Genomic DNA, 26,915 nt, shown 5'->3' on the forward strand with positions numbered 1-26,915 from the left:
GCTCAGCGTCGGCGAATGCCGCGGACGATCAGGTCCGCCGCCAGGTTGACCGCAAAGGTGATCAAAAACAGCAGCACACCCATCAGGAACAACACGCGGTAATGATCCGATCCCGTCGGGGCCTCCCCCAGCTCGGCCGCAATGTTGGCGGTGAGCGTGCGCACCGAATCGAGGAGCCCATGCGGGATTTGCACCGCGTGCCCCGTGGCCATCAGCACCGCCATCGTCTCGCCCACGGCCCGTCCCACCCCCAGCAACACCGCCGCCAGCAATCCATTGCGCGCCGCCGGCAACAACACGCGCCAGACCACCTGCCACCGGGTGGCCCCCAGCGCCAGCGCCGCCTCCCGGTACGAGTCGGGCACCGCCTTCAACGCATCCTCCCCGATCGACACGATGATCGGCACACTCATCAAGGCCAGGATCAGTCCCCCGTTGAGCAGGTTCACCCCGATGGGCGCACCGGCATACTTGACCAGCAACGGGCTGATGACCGTCAAGCCGATGAACCCCCACACCACGCTCGGAATGGCCGCCAGCAGCTCGATCACAATCTTCAACGTCTCCCGGACCTTGCGACTGCAGAATTCGGACACGAAGATGGCCGCGCCCAGGCCAAAGGGCACCGCCAGCACCATCGCCACCAGGGTGACACTGAAGCTGCCCACAATCAGCGCCAGGGCCCCGTAGCGCACCTTGACCGCCGAGGTCGGATACCACTCCACACTGGTCAAGAACTCGCCCAGCCGCACCCGGCCGCTGAACAACACCGGCGCCGCCTCCCGGAAGACGAACACAAAAATGGCGAGCACGAAAATGACGGCACTGACGCCGCACAACCGGATCAGCACCTCCCAGGCCCGCTCCGCCCAAAGCGCCCACGCCGGACGGCCCGGGCTCGAGAATCCCCGAACCACTTCGCCGGCTGCAGAACCGACGCGATCGTTGCGTTCAGTTTCCATGGCTGGTCGTCCGCTCACTGGGCGGGATCGGGACAAACCCGTTCTCCTCCACCAACCGCTGCCCGGCGTCGCTGCGGATCCAGTCCAGGTACGCCTTCACCTCTCCGGCCGGTTCTCCGAGCACGCACATCAGCAGCGAACGCGCAATGGGATAGCGGCGAGTGACGGTGTTCTCCAGCGTCGGCGCATACGCGGGCTCGCCGGCCTTCCGAGCCACCCGGAGCATTTTCACCCGGTCGGTGGCGTACCCCATGCCGCTGTACCCAATGGCCCCGGGCGTGGCCGCCACCAGTTCCACCACCTCCTTCGATCCGTTCATGTCGTTGGAGCCGAGTTTGAAATCGCGATTCCGCAACGCGCGCTCCCGGAAGAATTCGTACGTGCCCGAACTGGATTGGCGGCTGACTCGGATGATGCGGTCGTAGCGCGGATGGGGCATCTGCACGCCCAGATCGCTCCACCGCGTGATCCGACCGCCCTCGGCGTAAATCTCCTCCAACTGTTCCAGGGTGATCTCTTCGAGCGGATTGGACGGGTGGACATACACCGCCAGAGCGTCGAAGCCCACCACAAACACCCGCACCTCCTTGCCCGTGACCGCCCGGGCTTCCTCCAGCTCTTTCGGTTTGAGATCCCGGCTGCTGTTGGCGATGTCCACCGCTCCCCGCATCAACGCCGCAATTCCCACACCCGATCCGCCACCGGAAACCTCCACGCTCACATCCGGTCGCACCTTCCGATACGCCTCCGCCCACGCCTGAGCCAGGTTCACCATCGTATCGGATCCCTTGTTCTGGATCACCTTGACCGGCCCGAGCGCCGGTCCCGAAGCCGATGGACCGCACCCGGCCCACCCCAGCAGCCCGGCGGTCAGGCAGAAGAACGCCCACCCGGCTTGAACCCGACGCTGGCCCCCGCCCGACATCCCGGTCCTCCCCATCATTCTCCCACCAGCGCCCGCGCCAGGTCCTGGACCTGCAGCCGCAGCGTTTGATACAGCTGCTCGCAGGCATCCTCCCAGCTCATGCCCTCCTTTTCCAGGGACGCCGGATCCGGCACCGTCCACTCCAGGGCCACCACCGGCGTCGGCGGGGCAGGAAAAGCCGCTCTGGCCGTCGGGTCCAGGGCCACCACCACAGCCAAATTGGGTGGTTCCAACGCTTCCCTTGCCCCGCGCGGGGGTTCGTCGGACCCGGACAGACCCCGCGCCTGCATCCAGCCCCTGGCCCGATCCTCCAACGGCCGTGGTTCCGTGCCCGCGCTCTCGAACTTCAGCTCGGCCAGTCCCAGACTCTGTCCCAGAGCCGCAGCCGTTCGGCTGCGCAGACCATGGTCTCCATCGACAAACAGGATGCGCAACGGCCCCGGTCCCCCCAGGTGCTTCCAGTACTCTCCGGTGCACATGTAAAGCGTTTCCTCACAGACGTTTTTCGCCTGATCGGAGACCCGCTCGTACCGTCGCGCGATGGTCAGCAAGGGAGTCAGCGCGGCCAACGGGATCCGCCCCTCCCGTTCTGCCGACAACAGGATGCGATTCAGCTCGCCGCGCATCCGATCCACCCGGTCCTCGATCACCATCGTGCGCCGCGCCTGTTCGGCATCCTGCCGCAGGAAAGCGTCCACCGCCGCGTGCAACATTGAGATGGCCACCTGCGCAATCTCGGTGAACTTGTCCGGCGCCGGCACCCCCTCCAGGTCCGCAATCTTCAACACCTGCCGGGCAATGCTCTCGGCGTAGTCCCCGATCCGCTCCAACTCCGCATTGATCTTGATGGTGGCGTAGGCGAATCGAAGATGCCGGCCGGCCGGCTGCTGCCGCACCAGAAACTCCAGACACAGATGGTCGATCTCCTTCTCGAGCTGGTCGATGCGCTGGTCGCGCACGATCACCGCGTAGGCCTTCTGCCGGTTGCGCTCCAACAACGCTTGCAGGCTCGTCTTCAGGGCCGTTTCCGCCAGCTCGCCCATCGTGCGAACCCTGGCCTGGATTTCGGCGATGTCCTGCTGGAGCATGGCGTCCAGCAGGGCGCCCGAGGACCGGCCCCCGGCGCTGTCCGTGCTCTGGGTCATGGCATGGTTTCCTTTCCGGTGAGGTGGTCGCGCATGCGAATGCCATGCCCATTACCCCAAATCCCCACACCCTGTCCATCCGAAATCTGTCACCGCACTGTAACACAACCGCTGCCCCCACGTCACAGCCCCCTGCGAAGGTATCCATGGAGAAGCATGACAACCATCGACAACCAAGCGACCGCGACCATGAAAAAACTCACCCCACCCCCTGCGCAGCCCCCGGTTCCGGCCGACCCGCGGCTCAAGTGGGGCGACCGCGCTCTCCTTCGGCTGGTTTGGAAGTCCGTCCGGGCGGTCAGCGCTCACGTGCCCCCGTTGCGCATCCGTCTCCCCGGGGGGCCCGACCCACGGCAGCTGCTGGCTCTGCTGACCTTCTGTTACAGCACCGGGATTTACGCGACCGAAGACATCGAGTACGCCGCACGACAGGGCCGACTTCCCCCGGGTCTGGTACCCCGCAGCGGTTTGACGGCCGACCTGCTCCGCGCCTTCCGCCGGGCCAACCGGCCATGGATCGAGGAAAGCCTGGCTCGCGTGTTTGCCCGTCTGCCGGAAGCAGCCGCCTGGTTCACGACCGCCGCGGAAAACGCGCTTCCGCCCGAACGACACCTGGAGGCCTGTCGCCGCGCCGCCCGGCGCGCCGTGGAACTGGCCACCCTCTTCGACACCGCCCTGGCCGACTGAACGAACGCCGCTTTCCGGCGCTTCGCCGGTCTGGAAACGTTCCTCTCCGGAGATCGTCGGTCCGGGTTGCGAGTTGCCGTCGTGCCCGGCACCCTGCGTGCCCGCACCCCTGCTGTCTCATACGTGGAATCCAAACGCCGGCCGAGAGCACGACTTTCTCCCCTCTTGACCGAATCGGCTCATCTCGGAGCCGCGCCGCTCGGATGGTTCCCGCCATCGGGTCCGATGAGATTCCTGGCTTCTGCCGTTCGCTTGAAAAGCGCATGGGCGGGCAGCTGGCGGGCCAGAGGCGGATCAGAGGGGCCGGGCGGTGATGGCGGCCCCGGAAGTGGTGCTGGGCCCTCCGGGCCGGATGCAGCCGGAGTTGCAGACGAGTTTTGTGGCGCCGGGCCCGGAGGTGCTGCCGCCTGGGGAAGATGGCTCCCTCATGCGAGAGGGCTGCGCATATGCAGTCCGGGATCGAAGGACCGGCTGGAGCGGTTGAGGACCGCCGGGCCGTCAGATCGGGCCGGTTGGCGTCGGGCGGACCGGGAGGTAGGAGGTCCCGGGGAGGTGCACGCGGCAGACCCACCCCCGTGTTGAGCCACGGGGTCGGGGTGGTGACGCACGATTTGGAGTTTCCGGGCGCTGCAGCGTGGTTCGGCCGCCCCGTCGTCGGGCTGGGCACCGCGAACAATTGGACCGGGCGCCGGTACGTGTGGTGCCCGGACGTGAACGGAACCTGGGACGCTGCCGGCGGCGTGGAGGGCCGGCTCCGGGGCCGCGTGATCGATGAGGGGGAGGTGGGTACGCAGTTTGGTCCTTTCGCCGGCAACAGCAACATCTGCCACCTGCTCTTTGCGATCCGCCAGCAGAAAGACCGCGCCCTGAACACGGCCGCCTCGTCGAGCCATTTTGCGTCACCACCTTGGCGGCCGGGCAAGAATCCGTTCTGGTTCTCGTGCGCGCAGACCCCGCCCCTCTCGCCTGCCCGGGCATTGAACGAGCCATGCGTTTGGAAAAGCGCACAAGCAGGCGACGAATGTGGGAGCGCCGTTTTCCGGGGGGCAGCCTTCCGTGGGCCGGGAGTTGCTCTGCTGTTGCTGCACCAGAGAAGCCTGCTCGTCGGTGCCGCCGCGTCGCTCATGCGGGGCAGGGATGCACAAGTTTTTTCGAGCGGGTTTGGCCGCGCGCCCGGGGCAGCGTGTTCGGCGCCAACGCTCCTTCATCTCAGTTGGCCGCGCAGCAGGATCAGATAGGTCAGCAACAGCGCCGCCAGGAGATAGCTGAGCCACCCGATTTCCCGGCCCCGGCCGGAAAGGAGTTTCAGGACGGGATGAGTGACAAGACCCAGCGCCAGGCCGTCGGCAATCGAGTAGGACAGGGGGATGCCCAGAACCATCAAGAAGGCCGGGATGGCCTCCGTGGGATCATCCCAGGCGACCCTGGTGACCTGTCGCAGCATCAAGGCGCCCACAAACACCAACGCCGGAGCGGTGATCGGGGGATAGCTGCCCACCATGGCGGCCAGAGGTTCGAACACCAGTGCCGCCAGGAAGAGTGCCGCGACCACCAGGCCCACCAAACCCGTACGTCCGCCCTGGGCGACGCCCGCCGCGCTTTCGACGTAGCTGGTGACGGTGCTGGTGCCGAGTAACGCGCCGGCCACGGTGCCGACCGCGTCGGAAATCATGGCCTGGCGCGCCCGGGGCAGGCGGTTGTCCTGCATCAGGCCCGCCTGCTCGCAGACTGCGATCAGGGTGCCGATGGCATCGAACACGAACATGAACAGCAGGACCCCGATCAGCGGCAGGATCTCTGGAGCCAACGCCCCGCGCCAGTCCAGTTGCAGCCAGGTCGGAGCCAGGGATGGCGGGGGCGCCACCAAGCCAGCAGCGGGCTCGAACCGTGTCGCCAGAAGCGAATTCGCGACCTCGGGCGTTTGCTGCCAGGCCGGGGGCAGATGACGCATCAGCCCATGCCCTGCCCACGCCAGCGCCGTTCCCAGCAGCATGCCCCAAAGAATGGCACCGGGAATCCGCCGCGCCGCCAGGATAGTGGTCAACCCCAGGGCGGCAAAGAAAACGAGGATGTCGGGGGAGGCCAGGTGCGCGTTCAGCTTCACCGCGGTGGCGGGGTCTTTCACGATGACGCCCGCGTTTTGCAGCCCGAGGAACGCAATGAACAACCCGATCCCCGCGGTGAGCCCGTATTTCAGGCTGGGGCTGATCGCGTGGAAGATGAGTTCCCGCAAGCCGGCCAGGGACAACAGGAGAAACAGGATGCCGGACCAGAACACGGCGCCCAGGGCCACGCGCCACGGCTCGCCCGCGCCCGTGGCTGCTGCCACCGGGATCACCGTGAGCACAAAGAAGAAGTTCTGTCCCATGCCCGGGGCCTGGGCGATGGGGTAGCGTCCGTAAAGGGCCATCAGAGCCGTTGCCAGGGCGGAGGCGACGCACGTGGCGGCCATGACGGCTCCGAAGTCCATGCCCGTGGGCTGGCCGAGGAGGCGACCCGACAGCACCGCCGGCTGCACGACGATGATGTAGGCCATCGTCATGAAGGTGGTCAGCCCGGCGACGATCTCGCGGCGCAACGTGGTTCCGCGCGCGCTCAGTTCGAACCAGCGATCCAGGGCTTCCTTCATGGTTTTACGGGTGCAGGTTGGAGGACATCGATCGGCATCCCGCGCCAGTTGCGGCGCACCTGAGAAATACCCCGGGCCGGCCCGCAGGGGAAGAGCATCCCTTTGAAGCCCGGACCGAATCGGGCCCCTCGAGCCTGCGGGGCGCAGGGAGCAGGATGCAGGGGCCGCGCGGTCCTGAGATGGCGCACAGCAGAACTGCGAAAGCTGCCGAGGAACGGGCCCTGGGAGTCTCTTGCCCCGCCCCGCTCCGCCCCTTGGAGCGGGCCGGAGGCGACCGCCGGCTCCCGGCCTGTTTTTGGCTTTCAGCAGCGTGCTTCAGGTTGCGTTGGCAGGGAAAGGAAAGGGCGGCGCGGGGACTTGCCCGTGCCGCCCGAGGGAATCCCATGCCCGGGTTATTTCCGGACCGAGAAACGGTAGATGATGGTGTTCTTGTATTCCTGGCCCGGTTTCAGCACCACGGAGGGAAAGTGGGGTTTGTTGGGTGAATCAGGGAAGTGCTGGGGTTCCATGCAGAAGCCGTTCCGGTGTTGATAGACCCAGCCGTACTTCCCCCGGAGCGTGCCGTCGAGGAAGTTGCCGGAATAGAACTGCAAGCCGGGCTCGGTGGAGAGCACCTCGAGGACGCGCCCGGTGGTGGGTTCGTAGACACGCGCGTGCAGCGCCAACCGGCCGGGTTTCTTGTTGATGACCCAGTTGTGGTCGTAACCGCCGCCGAAGCGGAGTTGTTCGTCGTCCTGATGGATGCGGGCCCCGATGGCGGTGGGTTTGCGGAAATCGAAGGGTGTGCCCTGCACGGGTCGCAGCTCGCCCGTGGGGATCAGGGTCTCGTCCACGGGCGTGAACCGATCGGCGTTGATGTACACGATGTGCCCGAGGATGTCGCCGTGGCCGGCCAGGTTGAAGTAGGAATGCTGGGTGAGATTGACGATGGTGTCCTTGTCCGTGGTGGCATGGTAGTCGAGTCGCAGGCCGTTGTCGCGGGTCAGGGTGTAGGTGGCGGTGACGTGCAGGTTGCCCGGGTACCCTTCCTCTCCGTCAGGACTGAAATAGCTGAGGACCAGTTGGGGGCCCTGGGGGGTCACCTCGGCTCGCTCGACCTTCCAGACCACCTTGTCGAAGCCCTTGATGCCGCCGTGCAGGTGGTTGGGACCGTTGTTGGTGGCCAGCTGATAGGTCACGCCGTTGAGGGTGAACCGGCCACGGGCAATCCGGTTGCCGTAGCGGCCAATGAGGCAGCCGAAGTAGGGCGATTCCTTTTCGTATTCGGCAAGGGTGTCGTACCCCAGGACGACATCCCCGAACTGACCGTTTCGATCCGGCACTTTCAGGGAGAGCACGATGCCGCCGTAGTTGATGATGCGGGCTTCGACGCCGTTGGCGTTGCGCAGGGTGAAGACCTCGACGGATTGGCCGTCGCGGGTGGTGCCGAACGGGGCGCGGGTCAAGGAGGGCCGCGCCGTGGGCGCGGTTTGGCATGCTGTGAAAAGCCCTAGGCAGATCCCCAGGGCGGATGCAACAATCAAGGGCTGTGTTTTCATGGGTTCGAACTGCGGTTCCATGCGTTTGGGTTTCGGGTGACCGCTCGACGCGAGCGGGCGGACAAAATCATTTCTGGCCATAATAAGCGTTGGGCCCGTGCTTGCGCAGGAAATGTTTTTCCAGCAGGGGCCGCGCCACGGGCTGCAGCCGCGGCCGGATCCGCAGGGTTTCACTGGCGAGGCGGGCGACGAATTCGAGCACGACGGCATTGTGCACCGCCTCGTGGACGTCCCGGCCCCACGTGAAGGGGCCGTGGCTGGCCACCAACACGGCCGGTTGTTGCAGGGGGTCGCGGTTGCGGAAGGTCTCGACGATCACGTGGCCGGTGTTGGCCTCGTAGTCGCGGCGGATTTCCTCGGGTTTCATGGCCCGGGTGCAGGGCACCTCGCCGAACCAGTAATCGGCCTGGGTGGTGCCGTAACAAGGGATGGGCCGGCAGGCCTGGGCCCAGGCCGTGGCGTAGAGGCTGTGGGTGTGAACCACGCCGCCCACCTGCGGGAAGGCGCGGTAGAGCACCAAATGCGTCGGGGTATCCGAACTGGGACGCAGTCGGCCCTCCACGACCTGGCCGGTTTCCAGGCTGACGACGACCATGTGTTGCGGCTTCATTTGGTCATAGGGCACGCCGGAGGGTTTGATGACCACCAGGCCGCGTTGGCGATCCACGGCGCTGGCGTTGCCCCAGGTTTGAATCACCAATCCTTCCCGCACCAGTTGCAGGTTGGCCTCGCAAACCGCGCGTTTCAGTTCGTTCAGGGACATGGACATCCGAAACGGTGGAAAGGGCTCGGTTATTGCAATGCCAGGACCACCACCGAACGCGGCGGCAGGGTGACTGCGAACCCGTTTTCCGTAAGCCGGGCCTCGTGGAACGGCACCGGACGCACTCTGTCCGGGCGGTCGAACGTGTTGTGGGCCTGGACGCTGTGGGCCGTGAGCAGCCGGCCCTGCACGCGGGAGGGTCGGGCGCCGCGAAGCTCGGCCGTCAACGAGGCGGGTTGATCCGGATGGAGATTGCAGAGGCTCACGTGGATGACCCCTTCGGCGTTGCGGGAGGCGGAAACGTTGAGCCCGGGGATGCGGTGATCCTGGTAGACGTAGTCCGCGCATTCCAGATCGGTGGGCAGGAGCGTGGCGTCGTGATGGACGGTGTACATCTCGAAGACGTGGTAGGTGGGGGTGAGGATCATCCTCTCCTTGTCGGTAAGGATCATGGCCTGCAGGACGTTGACGGTCTGGGCGATGTTGGCCATGCGCACGCGTTCGCAGTGTCGGTTGAAGATGTTGAGCGTCAGGCCGGCGATGAGGGCGTCGCGCATGGAGTTCTGCTGGTAGAGAAAGCCCGGATTGGTGCCGGGTTCCACGTCGGTCCAAATGCCCCATTCGTCCACGATGAGTCCGACGCGTTTCTCGGGGTCGTAGCGGTCCATGATTTCGCTGTGGCGACGGATGAGGGTGTCCATCTCGAGGGCGCGGCGCAGGGCGCCGTGGTATTGGTCTTCGCCGAACTGGGTGGCGGAGCCTTTCCGTCCCCAGTTGCCGGTGGGGATGGTGTAGTGATGGAGGGACAGGCCGTCCATGCGGCGACCCACGCGCTGCATCAGCACTTCGGTCCACCGATAATCGCCGCCGTTGGGGCCGCAGGCGATCCGGTAGATGCGGTTGCCGCTGTAGTTTTTGACATAGGTGTTGTACTGGCGGAAGAGGTCACTATAGTACTCGGGGGTCATGTTGCCGCCGCAGCCCCAGTTTTCGTTGCCGATGCCGAAATAGCGCAGCCGCCAGGGTGCCTGCCGTCCGTTTTGGCGGCGCCAGTTGGCCAGGGTGGAGTTGGCGTCACTGGTCATGTACTCGATCCATTCCATCATCTCCTGGGGCGTGCCGGAGCCGACGTTGCCGGCGATGTAGGGTTCGGCGCCGAGTTGTTCGCACAGGTCCATGAACTCGTGCGTCCCGAAATGGTTGTTTTCGATGACGCCGCCCCAGTGGGTGTTGATGCGCGCGGGCCGCTGGGCCCGCGGTCCGACGCCGTCTTTCCAGTGGTATTCATCGGCGAAGCAACCCCCCGGCCAGCGCAGGACCGGCACCTTGATCTTGCGCAGGGCCTCAACGACGTCGTTGCGAATGCCGCGGGTGTTGGGGATGGGACTGTCTTCGCCGACCCAAAAGCCCTCGTAGATGCAGCGACCGAGGTGCTCGGCGAAGTGCCCGTAGATCATCCGGCTGATGGTGTGCCGGCCCTGGTCGGCGTGAATGACCAGGCGATTGGTGGTCTGAGCCGCCAGTGGGGTGGGCAGGGCGCCGCCACCGATCAAGCCCGCCAGAAGAAAAAGAGTCGGGAAAGGTTTCATGGTGTTTCGATCGAAGCACATTGCCCGGTTGCCAGGTTGTGATTTGATCCACCGGCTCGGACCTTTGCCTCAGCCGGTGACACCGCGGGCGCGGTTGCGGATGTCCAACAGCGTTTTCATCACGTCGTACAGGTTGCCCGTCCACTCGCGGGTGCCGAACGCGTCGTGGAGGGTGCGGTAGAGGGGATAGAGTTTTTGATACACCTCGTGCGCGGCCGGGTTGGGCTTGAAGACGCGGGGTTTGAGCCCGGTCATGGCCTTTTGGGCCGAGGCATAATCCTTGTGGACTCCGGCGACGACGGCGCCGGCGATGGCCGCCCCCAGGGCACAGGTTTGGGCCGACCGGCTGATTTTCATGGGTCGGCCGGTCACGTCCGCGTAAATCTGCATCACCAATGGGTTCTTCTCGGCGATGCCGCCGCAGTTGATGATCTGCTCGACTTTCACGCCGTATTCTTCGAAGCGGTTGATGATGGTCAGGGCGCCGTAGGCGGTGGCTTCGATGAGGGCGCGGTAGATTTCGCCCGGGGTGGTGTAGAGCGTCTGCCCCAACAGCAGGCCGGTCAGCCGCTGATCCACCAGAATGGTGCGGTTGCCGTTGTTCCAGTCCAGGGCCAGCAGACCGGATTCGCCGGGCTTGAGCTTCGCGGCGGCGCGGGTGAGGGCCTCGTGAGAACCGGCCCTGGGGCCACCCGGCTGGATGTAGTTGACGAACCAGTTGAAGATGTCGCCCACGGCGGACTGGCCGGCCTCCAGCCCGTAGTAGCCGGGCAGGATCGAACCGGGCACGATGCCGCAAAGGCCGGGAATGTCGGCCAGGGGCTGGTCCTGGGGCACGACCATCATGTCGCAGGTACTGGTGCCGATGATTTTGACGAGGATGCCGGGGGCGATGCCGCTTCCGACGGCGCCGAGGTGGGCGTCAAAGGCACCGACGGCCACGGGGATCCCTGCCGGCAGGCCGGTCCGCCTGGCCCAGGCGGGCGTGAGAGTGCCCACGGCGCGATCGATGGTGTGGGCCTTGGGCCGAAGCCGGCTGCGCAGGTCGGCCAGCTTGGGATCCAGCTTGCCGAGAAATTCCGCGTCCGGATAGCCGCCCCAGGCGTCGTTGTACATGGCCTTGTGCCCGGCGGCACAGATGCCCACGGTGATCTGATCGGGATGTTCCGTGCCGGTGAGGGCCGCCGGGACATAGTCGGCCAGCTCGACCCAGGTATACGCCGCGTCGAAGACCTCCGGGGCGGTGCGCAAGCAGTGAAGGATCTTGCTGAAGAACCATTCACTGGAGTAGGTGCCGCCGCACTTGGCCAGGTAATGGGGCCGGATCTGCCGGGCCAGCGCGGTGATTTCCGCTGCTTCCGCCACGCTGGTGTGGTCCTTCCACAGCCAGGCCATGGCGGCGAGGTTTTTGGCGAATTTCTTCTGGAACGCCAGCGGCTGGCCGTTGGCGTCCACGGGCAGCGGAGTGCTGCCGGTGGTATCGACGCCGATGCCGACCACCTGCTCGGGTTTGAAGCCGCGGACATTCCGCCGGGCCTGGGCCAGGGCCTGGCGGATGGTGATTTCCGCACCCTTCAGGTAATCCGCCGGGTGCTGGCGGGCCAGGTTGGGATCGCGCGACAGCAGGACGCCGTGGGTCCCGTGCTCGTATTCCCAGACGGCGGTGCCGACTTCGCGGCCGTTGGCCGTGTTGACGATGAGGGCGCGCACCGAATTGGTGCCGTAGTCGAGACCGATGGTGTAGGTGGCGCTCATGGTGGTTCCAGCAACGGGTGAGGGTTCAGGCGAGGAACCCGTGTTTGAGACCGTAGGCGACCTCGTTCCACTCGAGTTCGCGTTTGAACTCGCGCAGTCGGGTCTGGGCATCGATCACGAGGAACTCGACGCCGGCGATGGCGGCGAAATCTTCGAGCATTTCCGTGGTGACGGCCTGGCTGAAGCCGGTGTGATGGGCGCCACCGGCATAGATCCAGGCCGCCGCCGCCACGGCCAGATTGGGACGGGGCTGCCAGACGGCGCGGGCGACCGGCAGTTTGGGCAGCGGCTTTTCGGGGGCAATGACGTCCACCTCGTTGACCACCAGGCGGAAGCGGTTGCCCAAATGGATGATGGAAGCGTTGACCGCCGGGCCGGGCGGCGTGTCGAACACCAACCGGACCGGATCTGCTTTGCCGCCGATGCTCAGGGGATGGATCTCACAACTGGGCTTGCCCTTGGCGATGCTGGGGCAGATCTCCAGCATGTGGGCCCCGAGCACGGCGGGACGTTTGGGGTTGAGGTGATAGGTGTAATCCTCCATGAACGAGGTGCCCCCTTTCAGGCCGCTGGCCATCACTTTCATCGCGCGAACCAGCGCACAGGTCTTCCAGTCGCCCTCGGCCCCGAAGCCGTAACCCTCGGCCATGAGCCGTTGGACAGCGATGCCGGGCAGCTGGGTCAGGCCGTGCAGGTCTTCGAACGTGTCCGTGAATCCCTTGAATCCGCCCTGCCGCAGAAAGGCGCGCAGGCCGGCCTCGATGCGGGCGGCGTCGCGCAGCGACTGGTGCCGGGGACCGTTTTTCCGCAGCTCGGGCGCCACTTTGTACTGTTTCTCGTAGTCGGCAATGATTTCGTCCACCTCGCTTTCCGGGGCGGCCTGGACACATTGGACGAGGTCACCGACGCCGTAGCCGTTGACGGAGTAGCCGAACTGCATCTGGGCGGCGACCTTGTCTCCCTCGGTGACGGCCACCTCGCGCATGTTGTCGCCGAAGCGGCAGAAACGGGCCCCCTGCCAGTCGTGCCAGGCCGCGGCGGCGCGGCACCATGCCGCCAGGCGCTCGTGCACCTCGCGGTCTTCCCAGTGGCCGACGACGACTTTGCGGTTCAACCGCATGCGGCTCATGATGAAGCCGTGTTCCCGGTCGCCGTGGGCCGCCTGGTTCAGGTTCATGAAATCCATGTCAATCGTGGACCAGGGCAGGTCGCGATTGAACTGCGTGTGCAGATGAGCGATGGGCTTGCGCAGGGCTTTCAGGCCGTTGATCCACATCTTGGAGGGCGAGAAGGTGTGGCACCAGGTGATCAGCCCGATGCAGCGGCTCTCCTGGTTGGCCGCCTGGCAGAGCCGGGTGGCTTCCTCGGGGGACTTCACCACGGGTTGGAAGCGCACGCGCACGGGGATGACCGGGGACTGGTCCAGGGCCGCCGCCACTTTCTGGGCGTTGGCCGCGACCTGCTCCAGGGCGGCCGGTCCGTACAGGTGCTGACTTCCAGTGACAAACCAGACTTCGAATTCTTTCAGGTCGATCATGGGTGACTGGGTTGAAGGGTTGGACATGTGGATTGGGAGGTCACTGGGCGAGTCGAATGGCATCGGGGGTATCTTCCCCGAGCCGGTTGAGGACAAGCTTTTCGAGGCCGGCGGCGACCAGGCCGGCGGCCCGGTGGCGTGCGGCGGTCTCCACGTAAATCTGGCCGAACCGGGCCCACAAGGCCCCCTGCCGCACGCGTTGCGCGAGGTACTCCACCACGGAGGTCGGCAGCTCGGTCAGCATGCCGGTCAGGACCACGCGTTGGAGTCCGAGGATGTTCAAAGCCCCGGCGATCACGACGGCCGTCGCATCCAGCGTGCGGCTCAGCCAGGGTTCCAGCCCGCGCTCCTGCACGCGCTGTCGCAGAGCCGCCCAGGTCCGCGGCGCCTGCGGGACGGCCTCGGCAAAACTTTCGAGCAACCCGCGCAACGAGACGAGTGTCTCCAGACAGCCCACCGCCCCACAGCCGCACCGACGCGGGTTACCCGCCACGGGCGTGTGCCCCAGCTCCCCCGAAACCGGCAGCGGGTTTGCCGGCAGTCTGCCGTGGACCAGCACGGCGCCCCCGACGCCCTCGCCAAAATCGACCAGGAGAAAGTCGTCGTGGTCGGGATGGACACGGCGGTGGCCCAGGGCCAGGGCCTGTTCCTCCTGCATGAGTACGACGGGAGCCTGCCAGATCTCGGCGGCAACACGGCGCAGGTCCACCGTCTCGGTCCAGTGCAGGTTGGGCGAGTACACCACACGGCCGCGCTCCGCATCCAGCAGGCCGGGGACACTGATCAGCACGCCCCAGGGGTCCGGCAGCGGCAACGCGCGCGCGGCTTCGGCCAGGTTGCGTGCCCACTCGGTGGCCGTTTTCCCCGTGGGCACGCTGGTTTCCCAAACATCGGCGCCGGTAAACCCCAGGCTGAAACGGCCGAGGCTGGTCTGAGTTACGTCCAACTGGATGGCCAGAAAGCGCGGCAGAGATTGATTCAGCCGCACCAGCACTCCCGGACGACCCAGCTTGCGCCGTCGTTCGATACCCGGACCGACCATGCGCGACCTGGCGGGTCGGCGCAGTTCCTCCAGCACGCCCGATCGGAGCAGCTCTTGCACGATTTTGCCGCAGGTGGGCTGGCTGAGGCCGAGCGACTTGGCCAGCTCGGCGCGCGAGGCGGTGCCCAGTTGTTGCAACCGGGTCAACAGGGCCAGTTTGTTCATCCGGCCCATATGAGCGGGCACAACGATCATAACCTCCGAGGGCCTCCTCCCATCACGCCGGCTTCCAGAACGGGCGATCCACTCCCTGTGGGCCTTCCGACGGGCCTGCCGGGCCTCCATGGCCGTGGCGGTCGAGCGGCCTTTGCGTGGCGGGTGGCTCGCATTGCACCAATTCCTTAACAAAGCCAATTATTTGCCGGCAAGCGCGAAAATTCCGAGCCTTGTCCGATGGTTGGCGAGGTACCGGGACTGCTCCGGAGCCCCGCGCGTGACGGACGGGCCGCGGTTCACCGAGGACCTGTGGCCAGCAGAAGAAGGTCTGGCAGCGGTCACGTTCGCGCTGCGGTAGTTGGCACTGCCCGGGCAAGGACAGACGCGCTTCTCGGCGACACGATGTGGCACCGCCAGAACGCCGCCAGATGTCTGGCAAGGCGGTTTCACACGTGCGGGTGGAAAGATCCGGCCCTGGTCCGGCCCGCGCAGCTTTCATTCGGCCCGCATCGAGATTTTCCGGAGAGCATTTCCGCCCGGCCTGCCGGGTGCTCCTGCCCCCATGTTGGTCCCGCCGCCGCCAATCGTTCCGAAATCGCCCAGGGCCCGGTTCGACAACCTTGGACGGCCGCTGCCCCCGATGGTGGCGTGGGAAACGCCGGCAGCGGCTGCGTGGACCCCACTGCCCCGTTGACGTTCGGCACGCCGGCCGTGGGCGCGAGCCGGAAGGACCCGGATATTGTTCACGCGCAACTCCAGGGCCGGGTTGTTGGTGCTGCTGATAGAATCCACGCTCGTGTTCCGCACTCAGCCCGCAAACTGCGGGAACGCCCCGGGGAGTGAGCCTCCCTACCGTGCGGCATTGACCCTGGTCGGCCCGTCGACGGCGAATGTGCGGGTGAACAAATTGCCGGGGTTCGGGAACTGCGCCAGACCGGGGTAGCCGCCGATTAAGCCTCCGGTCGGCAGCGGGCCGGTGAGCCCTGCCGCATCTGCACTGGCGGCGTGAATGACATACGCAGAAGGGCGGGTCGGTGGGCGGGGCGTCAACGCGACGAATGGGCTCCAACCGTCCGTCCACCTACAACGTTCGAGCCGACCCCTCGCGCCAGGGATCAGCGCGGTGCCCAGGCGCAGGGGCGGGACGAACGACCCGTGGGTCGCCGGCACCGCCGTCAGGGTCGCCGTGGAGGAAACCGGCCCGTCGCCCGGGTCACCGGCAGCGGCGCGGTTGAACGTTTGGCCCCGGAAGTCGTGGCGGCCGTTGTCCGGCGTGCCGTTTTCCTCGAGCCGGCCCTGGTAGGTGAAGGCGCTGTCCTGGGCGGGGCAGGTTGAGAGTTGAGGGAGTAAAGGCGAGACCATCAAGAGCTTGCCGTCCTGCGCATGGTCGGTGTGCCTTTCATTGGCATAGCCAACGTGAGGGTCGTTGCCCGAGGATTTTGAAAAAAGGGGACGCCAGCGCCGGTACGATCCTCATGGCTCAAGCCGCAGGCGTAAGAAAACCCGCGCCGCTGTGGTTGGAACCCATTGCGTCATGACGCCGCTGAGACCCGGCAGAGTGCCGGTCCAGTCCTGCCACGTCAGCAAGTTGGTGGAGCACTCGACGACATAGGTCGGGTTGGAGAATCCCTGCCAGCTCAATTCCACGGCGTTGGCGGATGGCAGCGGGCGCGCCCGCAGACGCGGGTCGACGTATGGCGCGTCGGTCTGCACGACCGGCGCGCCGAGGATTTCCCACTTCGTGCCGGAGTTGAACGTGGGCGGAATGGTGTGAAACGTCCCGCCGGAATACGGCAGGACCGAGGGGGCGTTTTCGGGCCTGAGCCACCAGACCTCGATGCCGCTGAGGCTGTCGTGCTCGAAGAAGGTGATTTCGAGGGTGTGATCGCCCGCACCCAGATGACACCAGCCCTCCTGCCAATCGAACCATGGTTCCTCGTGGTTGTCCACCACTCGCTCGCCATCGATCCAGATCTCCGAGCCGTCGTCGGAAATGGTGCCGAACCCGTGAAGACCGGCCTTGGTTACGTGCAAAAAGCCCGTCCAGCGGGCCGAACAAAGCCCGTTACCAACGGGGTTCCAGTCGCCGAAGCGCGAGCCATTCCAGAAATCGAAAACGCTGTTGGTGCGCGTGCTGACCAGCGTCAACCCGTCGAACGCGATGCGGGTGCTCACGACGCCGTAACCGGAGTAGTAACGACCCACGAGGCCGTCAACGGCCCCGGCGGATCCGGGCAGAGTCAGCGATCCAAGTATGAGAAGGGTGTAGAGGCCGTCTGTGCTTTTCATTGTGAACGGTGTGGTGGCCGGGAAACGCTTTTACTCGAAGGAACGGAAGCGGCGGTGCAGCTGCGTCGGCACGTGGGCCCGGACGGTGACCGGGTGCATCCGACTGCCGCGAGCTCTGGTCGAAGAGCCGGTGCCCGGGTGGAGGGGCGCTTGCCAGAACCGATGCGTGCCGGCATCGGGCCACTGCCCCGGAACCTCCGGACTGGTGATCGCCGGGGCAGCTGCGGCTCCGATGATTCCATGTGTCGCACCAGGGGTGCGTGTGGAAGGCTGGCAGGGCGAGAACGACATATGCGGCTCGAAAGTGGGGCTCTCGTCGAGTTGCGGACGCCCTCCTGCCCCGAAAAAGGCCGCGCGGAAATCCAGCAACAACGCGAACCGGCCACTGACCGTTCCTGCCACGGTATTGACCGGAGCCCTGGCGGCGAAAAACGTGCCGCCCGTGGCCGTAAAGCCGGGGGCGGATTGAAACGTGCTCCAGCCAGGTCACGAGCCCGGGGCCGCAGCCTGGGTCGTCGGAGCGGGCGACGGCCGGATCTTGGTTGTACGACCGTTTGGAACCGTCAACGCCACAAACTGGAAGCAGGATGAAGCCAGTCATGGTTCAGTCCGTCCTGGAAGGCGGGCGACCGCAGTTTCCTCCCCGGTCCGATATTCTGTGGAGGGGGCGCCCTTGGTCAGGCCCGCGGGCCGGCCCGGGGGACCTGGATCGCCGCGCGGGCCAGTTCAAGTCGTGGTTGGTTGGTCCTGGATTTTTTGACTGCGGGTGGCTACTGGCCAACGGGGTCGGTGTCAGCCTGCACAGTCGCTTCGGCTTGATATGTTTGGCGAATGATGTGATTTAGACACACTTGCACTTCAGAATCAACGACTTCTTGGGCCTTGATGATGCTCCTGTGCCCTGGAAAGGTCGGACACGGGAGACTGCCCATGTTGGCACAGGGAGGGGGAATCCGGCAGGAGTCTCGGCGTTTCGCAGAGGCGCCCGACGCCGATTTGTGAAAAGAAGGTGCAGGGCCGATTGGAGCCCGAGGGGGGCAACCGCGAGCGGGGTGCAACGTTTCTTGGCGCACATCGTGAGGCAGGGGCGGTCCATCTCGTCCCGGATCCGGCTGATCGCTGGGCCTGCCGATCCGGCCAGAGTTGGCTGCAACTGCAATGACTCGGGTTCCATGTGTGACCTTGCCGGCAGTGGGCGCCGCCGGGTTGGGTCGGGCCGAGCCTTTGTGGGAGTTGTTGTCCAACCGGGTCGGTGGGTTCCGAACGTCGTTGCCCACCTGGCCACGGCTCTGGCCTGGGCTCCGGCTGGAAGGGGTTCGGCTTTGTATGGGGAGTGGGGGCCGGCTTTCACCACTCGGTTGGAGCCCAAGGGTCGCGCTCCTTGTGCGGGAGGACCGAGCCGCCGTTGCGCGATTCGATGACGGGCGTTGATCGTTGGAGTCATTCGGTGTGAGCTCCTTTTGGGTTCGTCGCCGTTCCACCAGGGGACCCGGTAGGCAGGCCGGGATGGCGGTGGCGATGGAGCGTGGAGCACGGGGCGGACGGGCGGTGAATTCGGCCAGGGGCAGGATCGCGGCCTGCTCGAGGGATCATTGGATCAGGGCTCGCGCGCAGCCCCGCGTTGGCCTGTGAGGGGTGAAGTTGCAAACGGAGTTCGCTCGGCCTTCGTCGTCGCGCGAGCGGCAGGTGTGGTGTGGCGGATTGGCAGGGAGTGGAAGTTCTTCCGGTTGGTTTTTTGGAGCTTCCCGGTTCCGATCGCGTGCCCGGAAGACGATCCAGGGCCCGCCCTCAGTCGTCCCGAAGAGGGCAGACGGTTGCTCTCGCCCGCCGTGGTCCCAACGCTTCCCTCGAATCTGAGATTGCAGGGACTCAGGCGGTTTGCGAGGGTAGGGAGTGCGGAGGCAGCCCTGGGTGATGGATTATGGCGGTGTCTTGGGATGAGGCGTGGCGGCCCGGCTTACGGTGGGCAGGTCTGGTGCTGGCGGGGACCGCGGCGATCCTGGGTACGGGCATGCTGCTGTGTTGGGGGGTCGGCCGGCCGGACTGGATGCTGTGTTTCTCGCATGATTTTCCGGCGGCTCCCAAGGGGGCCTTGACCTTGGGGCTGCTGGGCGGGGCGCTGGTCTGCCGGTTTTGCACCTCGGGTCCGGCGACTCGAAGCGTGCCCGGTCTGTCGTTGGCCTGTCTTTCCGGTTTGGTGGTGGCCTGGGGTTATCTGGAGGTGGCGCTGGGCCGCCCCGGGTGGGTGGAAGCCCGCCTGGGGCTCGAAGCGGGGGGAATGGCAGAAGCGGTCCTGCCGCCGTTGGTGCGATTTGGGTTTGCCGGGTTGGCCAGTTTGTTGGTGGGCTCGGTGACCGGCTGGCCGCGCAGCGTTTGGGCCACGGCTGCCTCGGCCACGGCAGCGATTCTTGCGTCGGTCCAGTTCGTGATGCTGACGGGCTGGTTGTACGCGGTGCCGGGACTGGATCGAGACATCCTGCGGCCGCCCAGTTTTCTGGGGATGGCCGCGGGTCTGTGTCTTTCGCTGGGAGTTGTGATGGCCGGGGGGCCGGAGCGGATTCCCCTTCGATGGTTTTGGTGGCCGACACACCGGGCGCACTTGCTGCGGGCGTTCGTGCCGTGGACGGTGGGGGTGGTATTGGCCTGCGTGGGGCTGCTGCAGTGGCTGGGGTTTCACGGGACCGTAACCGAGCCGGTGCAGCAGTTTTTGTTGTTGGTGCTGCCGCCGGTGCTTGTGTTGGGAGCCGGGCTGTGGGTGGCGGACCGGGCGGGAGCCCGAGTGGATGCCCTGGAGAGCTCGTTGCGCCGGGCGGCTTTGACGCTGGAAGAGCGGGTGCGTCAGCGCACGGCCGAGCTGGCGGAGGCCAATCATGCATTGGCGCAGGAGGTGGCGCGGCGCCAGCAAGCGGAGGCGTCCTGGCGCGAGAGTGCGGAGCAGTTTCAGACTCTGGCGAATCAGATACCGGCGTTGGTGTGCATCCGAACCGGGCAGGGCTGCGTGTATGCGAACGAGGGGACGGTCTCCATGTTCGGTGTGACCCGGGAGGAGTTGAGGCAGCGGGGGTGGTGGCGGTTTGTGGAACCGGAATGGCGGGGCGGTGTGGAGCGGCTGTGGGCGGAGGCGGCGACGTCGGCAACGCCGGTGGGGCCGCAGGAGTTGTTGATCCGAACGGCTGCCGGGCAGGAGCGGTGGTTGCAGGTGACGGCGCGAGCGGTGCGGTTTGGGGGAGCACCGGCGGTGTTGATCTGCGGCCTGGACGTGACGGATCTGCGGCAAACGGCGCGGCGGCTGATGGCCAGCGAGGAGTTGTTTCGTCAGGTGGTGGAACACCTGCAAGAGGTCTTCTGGTTGCGCGACGGAACGCAGCAGCGGTGGCTGTACGTGAGCCGCGCCTTCGAAACCGTATGGGGCCTGCCGAGGGCACGATTGTACGAGAATCCGGCACTCTGGTGGGATCGGGTGCATCCGGAGGATGCCCTGCGGGTGCGGGCGGCATGGGAGGCGGCGGCGGGCCAGGATTCGTTCGAGCAGGTATACCGTGTGCTCCGCAGCGACGGGGGGATTCGGTGGGTCTATGAGCGCGCGTTTCGGGTACGCCAGACGGAAGGCGCAGAGGAAGCCTGGGCCGGGGTGGTCGAGGACATCACTGCGTGGAAGGAATCGGAGCAGTCCTTGCGGGCCAGCGAGGAACGCTTTCGCACCCTGTTCGAATGCGCGCCCCTGGGGGTGGCCCTGTTGGATGCGCAGGGGCATTTCCTGCGGGTGAACCGGGCTTACTGCGAGATGTTGGGTTACAGCGAGGTGGAGATGCTGCAGTTGAGTACGCGCCGGATCACGCATCCGGAGGACGTGGCGGCCGGCCGGGCGCTTTATGAGCAGTTGCGGAGCGGACAGCGGGATCACTACGCCCGCGAGAAACGGTTGCTGCGCAAGGACGGCCGCGTGGTCCAGGCATTGTCTGCGGCTGGTGCGGTGCGGGATGAACAGGGTCGCCTGCGGTACATTGTCTCCACCGTGCTGGACATTACGGAGCGGAAGCGCCTGCAGCAGGAGGTTCTGGAGGCGGGCGCCCGCGAACGGCGGCGGATCGGGCATGAACTGCACGACGGGCTGGCGCAGTTTCTGGCCGGGCTGGCGCTGAAGGCGCGCAGCCTGGAAGATCGGCTGCGGCAGGAGGCGCCGGCGTCCGCGTCCGAGGCAGCCGAACTGGTGAGCCTGTTGGGACGAGCCATGCAAGAGGCACGGCGCCTGGCCCGCGGCCTGGATCCGGTGGAGGTGGAGGCAGGAGGATTGGTCCCGGCGTTGCAGCGGTTGGCAGCGGAAACGACGGAATGGCACGGGGTCCTTTGCGAATGCACCTGCCCCGAGCCGGTGGAAAAGTTGGACGGAGAAACCGGATTTCACCTGTTTCGCATTGCGCAGGAAGCGGTGGCGAATGCCGTCCGCCACGGGAAACCGCGTCGAGTTGGGATTTCCCTGCAACGGGAGGGACCGGAACTGTGCTTGCGGATTGTGGACGACGGACGCGGCTTTGGCCCGGAAGAGGCGGCGAATGCAGAGGGTCTGGGCCTGCGCACGATGCGGTACCGGGCGGCCACCCTCCGCGCCCGATTGAAGATTCATTCGCAGGCGGGACAGGGGACCACGGTGGAGTGCCGTTTGCCCTGGCCCGCCGGCAGGGACCCGAGAGAGGCCCAGGAGGCATGACGTGCCATGGAAACGCGAGCAGGATCGGCAAGCAGGACCGGTGGGCGGGGAAAGCCGGCACGGGTTTTGATCGTGGACGACCATCCATTGTTGCGGGAGGGATTGACGCAACTGCTGGGTCGCCATGACGACTTCGCGGTTTGCGGGCAGGCGGCCGGCATCTCCGAGGCCTGGACCGTGTTGGAGCAACAATCCCCGGACCTGATGGTGCTGGATTTGCGGCTGGGCGGGGGAGACGTGCTGGAGTTCATCAAAGCCGTACGGGCGCGTCATGACCGGCTCCGGATCCTTGTGCTGACGCAGCACGACGAACCGGTGTATGTGGAGCGGGTTTTGCATGCCGGGGCACATGGTTACGTCACCAAGGAAGACGCGCCGATGGAGGTTCTGAACGCCATGCGGCAGGTGTTGCAGGGCGGCTTGTATGTGAGTCGCTCGCTGGCCGAACGGATGCTGGGGCAGCAGCTGGTCTCGCGACCGGTTCCACCCGAGGCACGCTTGAAAGACCTGACCGACCGCGAGTTCACGATTTACCAGTTGTTGGGGCAGGGCCTCAGCAGCCGGGAAATTGCGGGACGGCTCGGACTGAGCGTCAAAACGGTGGAGACCCACCGCGAGAACATCAAACGCAAGCGCGGATTGGCCACCACGGCGGAACTGGTGCAGGAGGCGACCGAATGGTGGCGGTCGCGGCAGCTTCCCCTTGCCTGAGCTTTGGGAGGCGCGGACGCGGGCCCGATCCGAGCGCCGCAGGACGCGGCGCCGGTCGAGGGGGAGAATCAGGGAATCCGACGGTTGGCCCTCGACTTGACCCGGAGCCGGGAGAGCAGGGCGGCAATCGTCAGGGGCGGCGGCTGGGAGCGGGGGGACAAATTTGTCCCCAGAATTGGGGATACCCGCGACGCGTCCGATTCGCCATAGTGTGGTTGGCTTTGATGCAGAAAGGCAGTGAATACCGTGTGCGATTGACGAGGGCGTAAAGCTGCCGCGCCGCATCGAGTGCGAGACAAAAAGCTTTGGTTCTCGAGTGAAGGGCCGGACGTCGAGTCCGGCCCTGCGCTTTTGTGGAAGCTCCTGCGTGGGCACACAGCCAAGGGGCCGCACCACGGGAGAACCGACGGGCTCCGGCACCGATGGGCCCCGGGGCCGAGCGGGGGAGGCCCGAAAGCGACGGAGCCGGGCTCGTGAGCGGGCCCGCGGTGGCTTGCGGGGGCGTGGAGGTTTGACTAGGGTTCGGGCCATGACATACGACCCTGCTGGCAGACCGGAAGATGGTGCGCCCAGCGTGTCAGCCCCGGGGGCGCCGCCGGGGATGGTCCCGCCCGTGATTCGTCCTGTGGGTTCGACTCCGCCGCAACGTCGAGGAGGGCGGGGTTGGCTGGTGGCCTTCGTAATCGTCGCCCTGTTGTTGATGGTGGGGACGGGGCTGGTGCTCTGGATGGCTTCGAGCCTGCTTCACTTGGACGGACTGGGGCCCGCGGTGGTACGGACCTCCGTTGGGCCTCGGCTGGACGAAATCGTCCTGGAGGACAACGACGCTCACGCCAAGGTGGCCGTCATCGAACTGGAGGGGATCATCACCAGTCAGTTGTCGGACCCCATGGGCTTTGACCAGGTGGACGTGTTGCGGGCGCAGTTGAAACGCGCCAGGGAGGACACGCGCGTGCGCGCGGTGTTGTTGAAGATCAACTCGCCCGGCGGGGAGGTGTTGGCCTCGGATGAGCTGAACCGGGCGATCCGGGAGTTTCAGCGGGAGGCCAACAAGCCGGTGGTGGCGGTGATGGGGAACGTGGCGGCGTCCGGGGGCTACTATGTGGCCGTGGCCAGCCGTTGGATCGTGGCCAATGAAATGACGTTGACGGGGAGCATCGGGGTGATCCTGTCGGCCTGGAACTATCGCGGGCTGATGGACAAGGTGGGGATTCGGCCGTACACGTACAAGAGCGGCCGGTTCAAGGACATGTTGAGCGGGTCGCGCGATCCCTCGGAAATCCCGCCGGAGGAACGGCAAATGTTGCAGGCGCTCATCGACGAGATCTTCACCCGGTTCAAGCAGGTGGTGGCGGAAGGCCGGGGCGCCGCGGCGGAAGCGAACGATCCGGAAGGGCGCCGGCTCGTGCCCAATTGGGAGGAGTACGCGGACGGGCGGGTCCTTTCCGGGAACGAGGCGTACAAGCTGGGGTTTGTGGACGAGTTGGGCAACTTCGACACGGCGAAGGCCCGTGCGCTGAAACTGGCGGGCGTTTCGCGCGCCAATTTCGTGCGGTATCAGCGTCGACTGACCTTTGCCGATCTGTTCCCGTTGTTCGGGGAGGGCCGTACGCGCACGGTCAAGGTGGACTGGGGATTGGAACTGCCGCGGTTGGAGCCGGGTCAGATGTATTTCCTGCCGCCGGCGCTGGTGCCTTGAGATCGGGTTGTGCGTGGCGTCACCGTCATTCGGCATCCGTTGATCCGACACAACCTGACGCGGCTGCGGGACCGGCGGACAGCGCCGCAGGAGTTTCGGCGGTTGCTGGGAGAGGTGGCGGCCCTGATGGTCTACGAGGCCACGCGCTCCCTGCGGGTGCGACGGTGCCGGGTTCATACGCCCCTCGAAGAGACGGAGGGCTTCGTGCTGGAGCGCGAGGTGCTGCTGGTGCCCGTGTTGCGGGCGGGTCTGGGCATGTTGGAAGGGATCCTGCAGTTGATCCCGCATGCCCGGGTGGGGTTTCTGGGGTTGCGCCGGGAGGAGACCACGTTGCGGGCGTCGTTTTATCACGAGAGTCTCCCCGAGGGCCTGCCCCGGTTCGAAGTCTTCCTGATCGCCCCCATGTTGGCCACGGGAGGCAGCGCGTTGGCGGCCCTGGACCGGCTGTGCGAGGCGGGGGCACGTCGGGTCCGGTTGATCAACCTGGTGGCCGCGCCGGAGGGGATTCGCGCGGTGCGGAGGCGACACCCGCAAGTGCCCATTTTCACCGCCGCGGTGGACCGACAACTGAACGAGCGGGGCTACATTCTGCCCGGTTTGGGCGATGCGGGGGATCGATTGTTCGGGACCTGAGATGGGCCGGAAGGCAGGGGAAGGTTTCAGAGCGGATGACATCCACAGGGACGCATCGATCTGCAGACGGGTCCGGGACAGGAACCGTTCCGGGCTGCGAGGGAGGTCCACCTCGGGTGGAGGTGTTGGGACTGATTGCGGGAAGTCGGTCCCTGCCGCTGCTGCTGGCGCGCCAGGTGCGGGCGGCGGGCGTACCGCGACTGGTGGCGGTGGGTTTCGAGGGGGAAACCGATCCGGCCCTGGCGGGACTGGTGGACGAGTTGGTGTGGGTCAAAGTGGGCCAGTTGGAACGGCTGATTCGAGCGTTGCGACAACGCGGCGTGCGGCACTGTGTCATGGCCGGGCAGATTGCGCCCAAGCGGCTGTACGAGATTCGACCCGATCTGCGGGCGCTGGGGTTGCTGATGCGGCTGAAGGAGCGGAACGCCCACACGATTTTTGGCGCGGTGATCGAGGAGCTTCGGCAGGAGGGGATCGAGGTGCTGGAAGCCACGCCATGGTTGCGACCGCTGATGAAAGGCCCCGGGTACCGACTGGGCCCGGAGCCCACGCCGGAACAGCGGGTTGACGTGGAGTTCGGCTATCGGATGGCCCGGGAGATCGCGCGGCTGGACATCGGGCAGCTCGTGGTGGTCAAGCAGGGAACGGTGCTCGCGGTGGAGGCGTTCGAAGGAACGGATCGGTGTCTGTTGCGCGGGGGGGAGCTGGCCGGCCCCGGGGGCGGGGCGGTGGCGGTGAAGGTGGCCAAGGTGGGACATGACATGCGGTTCGACATTCCGTGCGTGGGGCCTGCGACATTGGAAACCTGTGCCCGCGCCGGCGTGGCCGTGTTTGCCTTCGAGGCGAACCGGAGCCTGGTGCTGGAAGAGGAGGCTTGCGCGCAGCTGGCGCGACGCCACAAAATCGCGTTCCTGACGGTTGGCCCGGCCTGAGGTGCCCCTCCAGGTCCGGGCCGCTGTGTCAAAGCGGCAGAGAACAGCGCATGCTCAAGTCACACGAATTGATCGGGTTCATGTCGCCGGGGTTGGCGGCAGACATTCTGAATTTTGCCTTTCAGGAGGATAAACCGACCTACAAGGCCACGCTGGCGGCCGTGGCCGAGGCGCGCCGGTTGCGTCCGGTGTACCTGCTGCGGCAACCCCGGGCACAGCGGGACGTGACCATTCTGAACACGCTGACCAGGCCGTCCCTGGACACCGCGGCTGCCGCCCTCATTCGCGCCTGGCTGCTGAAAAAGCACAAGGCTATGCTGGTGGATTTTCTGGACGCCCTGGGCATCCCCCATCAGGACGGCGTGGTGGAGACCCTTCCTGACTCGGTGGAGGACGAAAAGTTGCAGGCGGCGGTGGAAAAGCTGCTCGGCAAATATCCGGCCGAAGTGGTGTCGGTGTACCTGCACGCCTTCAACGAGATGAACGAGGTCAATTGGGAGAACCTCACCCGGTTGTTGTCCAATGATGCCCGTCTGCAGCTCGGGGGCTGAATCGGCTGCGTGCGGGGAGAGAGTGCGTCAAGGGGCCGTCCCCAGCGGGCGAAAGGAGTCATGAAAGTCCGGGCAGACGGCCCCTCTGCGGGGTGCGACTTGCGGAAAGCTCGAGGGATCGGTGGGGGCGTTCCGGTTTCTGTGTCAGGCGGGCCCCGGGAAAAGGACCGCGGAGCGGTGTCCCCGGGCCGAGGCGACCTGGGTGGCGGCTTGGCGTGGGGAGGTGCGGACTTTGGCCCGCCATGGGCACAAAGGTGAGGGGAAGCACACGGCACATCCCGGGTTTTGGAGACCCGAAAGCCCGAAGGGATGTCGAGCGTCGTTGACGGGGGAAGGCCGAGGGCAAGGCCGGGCGTTCCCCAGCGAATGCCGCCTTTTGAGGGCGCTTTGCTTTACGGGAATCCGGTACGTCGCGATCGGTGAAGTCCGGTTTTTTGGGGCAATCCGGTGAGCTGGGGGGCATTGCCCTGGGTTGATGAATCGCCGTCTCGTTGGGGCAAGCAGTTGGGTCCATCTCAGGTTCTCGACATCCCCGAAAGCACGACGGAATCGCGGCTGGCCCCGGCATGGGAAAGGCGAGGGAAAACGGCCTGTCCCTGGCATTCTTGAATCCCGTGTTCGAAAGCGGAAATGCACCCGGGCTCAGGCAAGCGGCGAGAAATCT

At 66.0% G+C, this 26,915-nt stretch carries 19 protein-coding genes; 7 read left to right on the forward strand and 12 right to left on the reverse strand.

The annotated features are described in order from the left end of the window. Positions 1 to 2: 2 nt before the first annotated feature. Genes pstC through phoU form a run of 3 tightly spaced genes read right to left on the reverse strand, consistent with a single transcriptional unit; the run spans position 3 to position 3,032 of the window. Complete coding sequence (gene pstC, locus ACPDIT_RS09700) at positions 3 to 962, reverse strand: phosphate ABC transporter permease subunit PstC (RefSeq protein WP_423443001.1); 960 nt, start codon at positions 960 to 962, stop codon at positions 3 to 5. Continuing rightward, positions 952 to 1,905, reverse strand: coding sequence for a phosphate ABC transporter substrate-binding protein (locus tag ACPDIT_RS09705; protein WP_423443002.1), 954 nt, complete (start codon positions 1,903 to 1,905; stop codon positions 952 to 954). The genes pstC and ACPDIT_RS09705 overlap by 11 nt, the downstream gene beginning before the upstream one ends. Continuing rightward, positions 1,902 to 3,032: a phosphate signaling complex protein PhoU gene (gene phoU / locus ACPDIT_RS09710; RefSeq protein WP_423443003.1), complete on the reverse strand. Its 1,131-nt coding sequence runs from the start codon at positions 3,030 to 3,032 to the stop codon at positions 1,902 to 1,904. Before phoU ends, ACPDIT_RS09705 begins: the two co-directional genes overlap by 4 nt. A 189-nt stretch (positions 3,033 to 3,221) precedes the next feature. On the opposite strand from phoU, the gene ACPDIT_RS09715 reads away from it, so the two are divergent. Then, entirely contained in the window at positions 3,222 to 3,719 is a 498-nt protein-coding gene (locus ACPDIT_RS09715; protein ID WP_423443004.1) for a hypothetical protein, read from the forward strand. A 1,204-nt stretch (positions 3,720 to 4,923) separates the two neighbouring features. Here ACPDIT_RS09715 and ACPDIT_RS09720 read toward each other — a convergent pair. The 9 genes from ACPDIT_RS09720 to ACPDIT_RS09760 all read right to left on the reverse strand — a co-directional run bounded on the left by ACPDIT_RS09720 (position 4,924) and on the right by ACPDIT_RS09760 (position 17,017). Then, positions 4,924 to 6,348, reverse strand: a complete 1,425-nt coding sequence (locus ACPDIT_RS09720; RefSeq protein ID WP_423443005.1) for an NCS2 family permease — start codon at positions 6,346 to 6,348, stop codon at positions 4,924 to 4,926. 392 nt (positions 6,349 to 6,740) lie between these two features. Continuing rightward, on the reverse strand, positions 6,741 to 7,886 hold the full coding sequence (locus tag ACPDIT_RS09725) for a galactose-1-epimerase (RefSeq protein WP_423443006.1): 1,146 nt from the start codon (positions 7,884 to 7,886) through the stop codon (positions 6,741 to 6,743). A gap of 67 nt (positions 7,887 to 7,953) precedes the next feature. Further along, positions 7,954 to 8,643: an L-ribulose-5-phosphate 4-epimerase gene (locus ACPDIT_RS09730; protein ID WP_423443163.1), complete on the reverse strand. Its 690-nt coding sequence runs from the start codon at positions 8,641 to 8,643 to the stop codon at positions 7,954 to 7,956. A 35-nt stretch (positions 8,644 to 8,678) separates the two neighbouring features. Further along, positions 8,679 to 10,106: an alpha-N-arabinofuranosidase gene (locus ACPDIT_RS09735; protein WP_423443165.1), complete on the reverse strand. Its 1,428-nt coding sequence runs from the start codon at positions 10,104 to 10,106 to the stop codon at positions 8,679 to 8,681. Positions 10,107 to 10,307: 201 nt separating this feature from the next. After that, positions 10,308 to 11,993 (reverse strand): ribulokinase, encoded by a 1,686-nt coding sequence (locus ACPDIT_RS09740; RefSeq protein ID WP_423443007.1) that lies wholly within the window; start codon positions 11,991 to 11,993, stop codon positions 10,308 to 10,310. A 25-nt stretch (positions 11,994 to 12,018) separates the two neighbouring features. Beyond that, positions 12,019 to 13,530 (reverse strand): L-arabinose isomerase, encoded by a 1,512-nt coding sequence (gene araA, locus ACPDIT_RS09745; protein WP_423443008.1) that lies wholly within the window; start codon positions 13,528 to 13,530, stop codon positions 12,019 to 12,021. 40 nt (positions 13,531 to 13,570) lie between these two features. Further along, entirely contained in the window at positions 13,571 to 14,737 is a 1,167-nt protein-coding gene (locus ACPDIT_RS09750; protein ID WP_423443009.1) for an ROK family protein, read from the reverse strand. Positions 14,738 to 15,577: 840 nt separating this feature from the next. Continuing rightward, positions 15,578 to 16,093 (reverse strand): hypothetical protein, encoded by a 516-nt coding sequence (locus ACPDIT_RS09755; protein WP_423443010.1) that lies wholly within the window; start codon positions 16,091 to 16,093, stop codon positions 15,578 to 15,580. 108 nt (positions 16,094 to 16,201) lie between these two features. Then, on the reverse strand, positions 16,202 to 17,017 hold the full coding sequence (locus tag ACPDIT_RS09760; protein WP_423443011.1) for a PA14 domain-containing protein: 816 nt from the start codon (positions 17,015 to 17,017) through the stop codon (positions 16,202 to 16,204). A gap of 1,921 nt (positions 17,018 to 18,938) precedes the next feature. Here ACPDIT_RS09760 and ACPDIT_RS09765 point away from each other — a divergent pair. From ACPDIT_RS09765 to ACPDIT_RS09790, 6 genes are all read left to right on the forward strand, one after another. Further along, on the forward strand, positions 18,939 to 21,725 hold the full coding sequence (locus ACPDIT_RS09765) for a PAS domain-containing sensor histidine kinase (RefSeq protein ID WP_423443012.1): 2,787 nt from the start codon (positions 18,939 to 18,941) through the stop codon (positions 21,723 to 21,725). Between the two features lie 72 nt (positions 21,726 to 21,797). Then, the gene (locus ACPDIT_RS09770) at positions 21,798 to 22,436 is read left to right on the forward strand and encodes a response regulator transcription factor (RefSeq protein ID WP_423443013.1); all 639 of its coding nucleotides are present in this window, start codon (positions 21,798 to 21,800) and stop codon (positions 22,434 to 22,436) included. A gap of 613 nt (positions 22,437 to 23,049) precedes the next feature. Beyond that, positions 23,050 to 24,135 (forward strand): signal peptide peptidase SppA, encoded by a 1,086-nt coding sequence (gene sppA, locus ACPDIT_RS09775; RefSeq protein WP_423443014.1) that lies wholly within the window; start codon positions 23,050 to 23,052, stop codon positions 24,133 to 24,135. A gap of 9 nt (positions 24,136 to 24,144) precedes the next feature. Then, positions 24,145 to 24,768: a uracil phosphoribosyltransferase gene (gene upp / locus ACPDIT_RS09780; protein WP_423443015.1), complete on the forward strand. Its 624-nt coding sequence runs from the start codon at positions 24,145 to 24,147 to the stop codon at positions 24,766 to 24,768. Between the two features lie 116 nt (positions 24,769 to 24,884). Next, a complete protein-coding gene (locus ACPDIT_RS09785) occupies positions 24,885 to 25,700 on the forward strand; it encodes an LpxI family protein (protein WP_423443016.1) in 816 nt (271 codons plus the stop codon). 50 nt (positions 25,701 to 25,750) lie between these two features. Then, complete coding sequence (locus ACPDIT_RS09790; protein WP_423443017.1) at positions 25,751 to 26,251, forward strand: hypothetical protein; 501 nt, start codon at positions 25,751 to 25,753, stop codon at positions 26,249 to 26,251. The last annotated feature ends 664 nt before the right edge of the window (positions 26,252 to 26,915 follow it).

This window comes from Limisphaera sp. VF-2 (assembly GCF_049537125.1).
GTDB lineage: Bacteria > Verrucomicrobiota > Verrucomicrobiia > Limisphaerales > Limisphaeraceae > Limisphaera.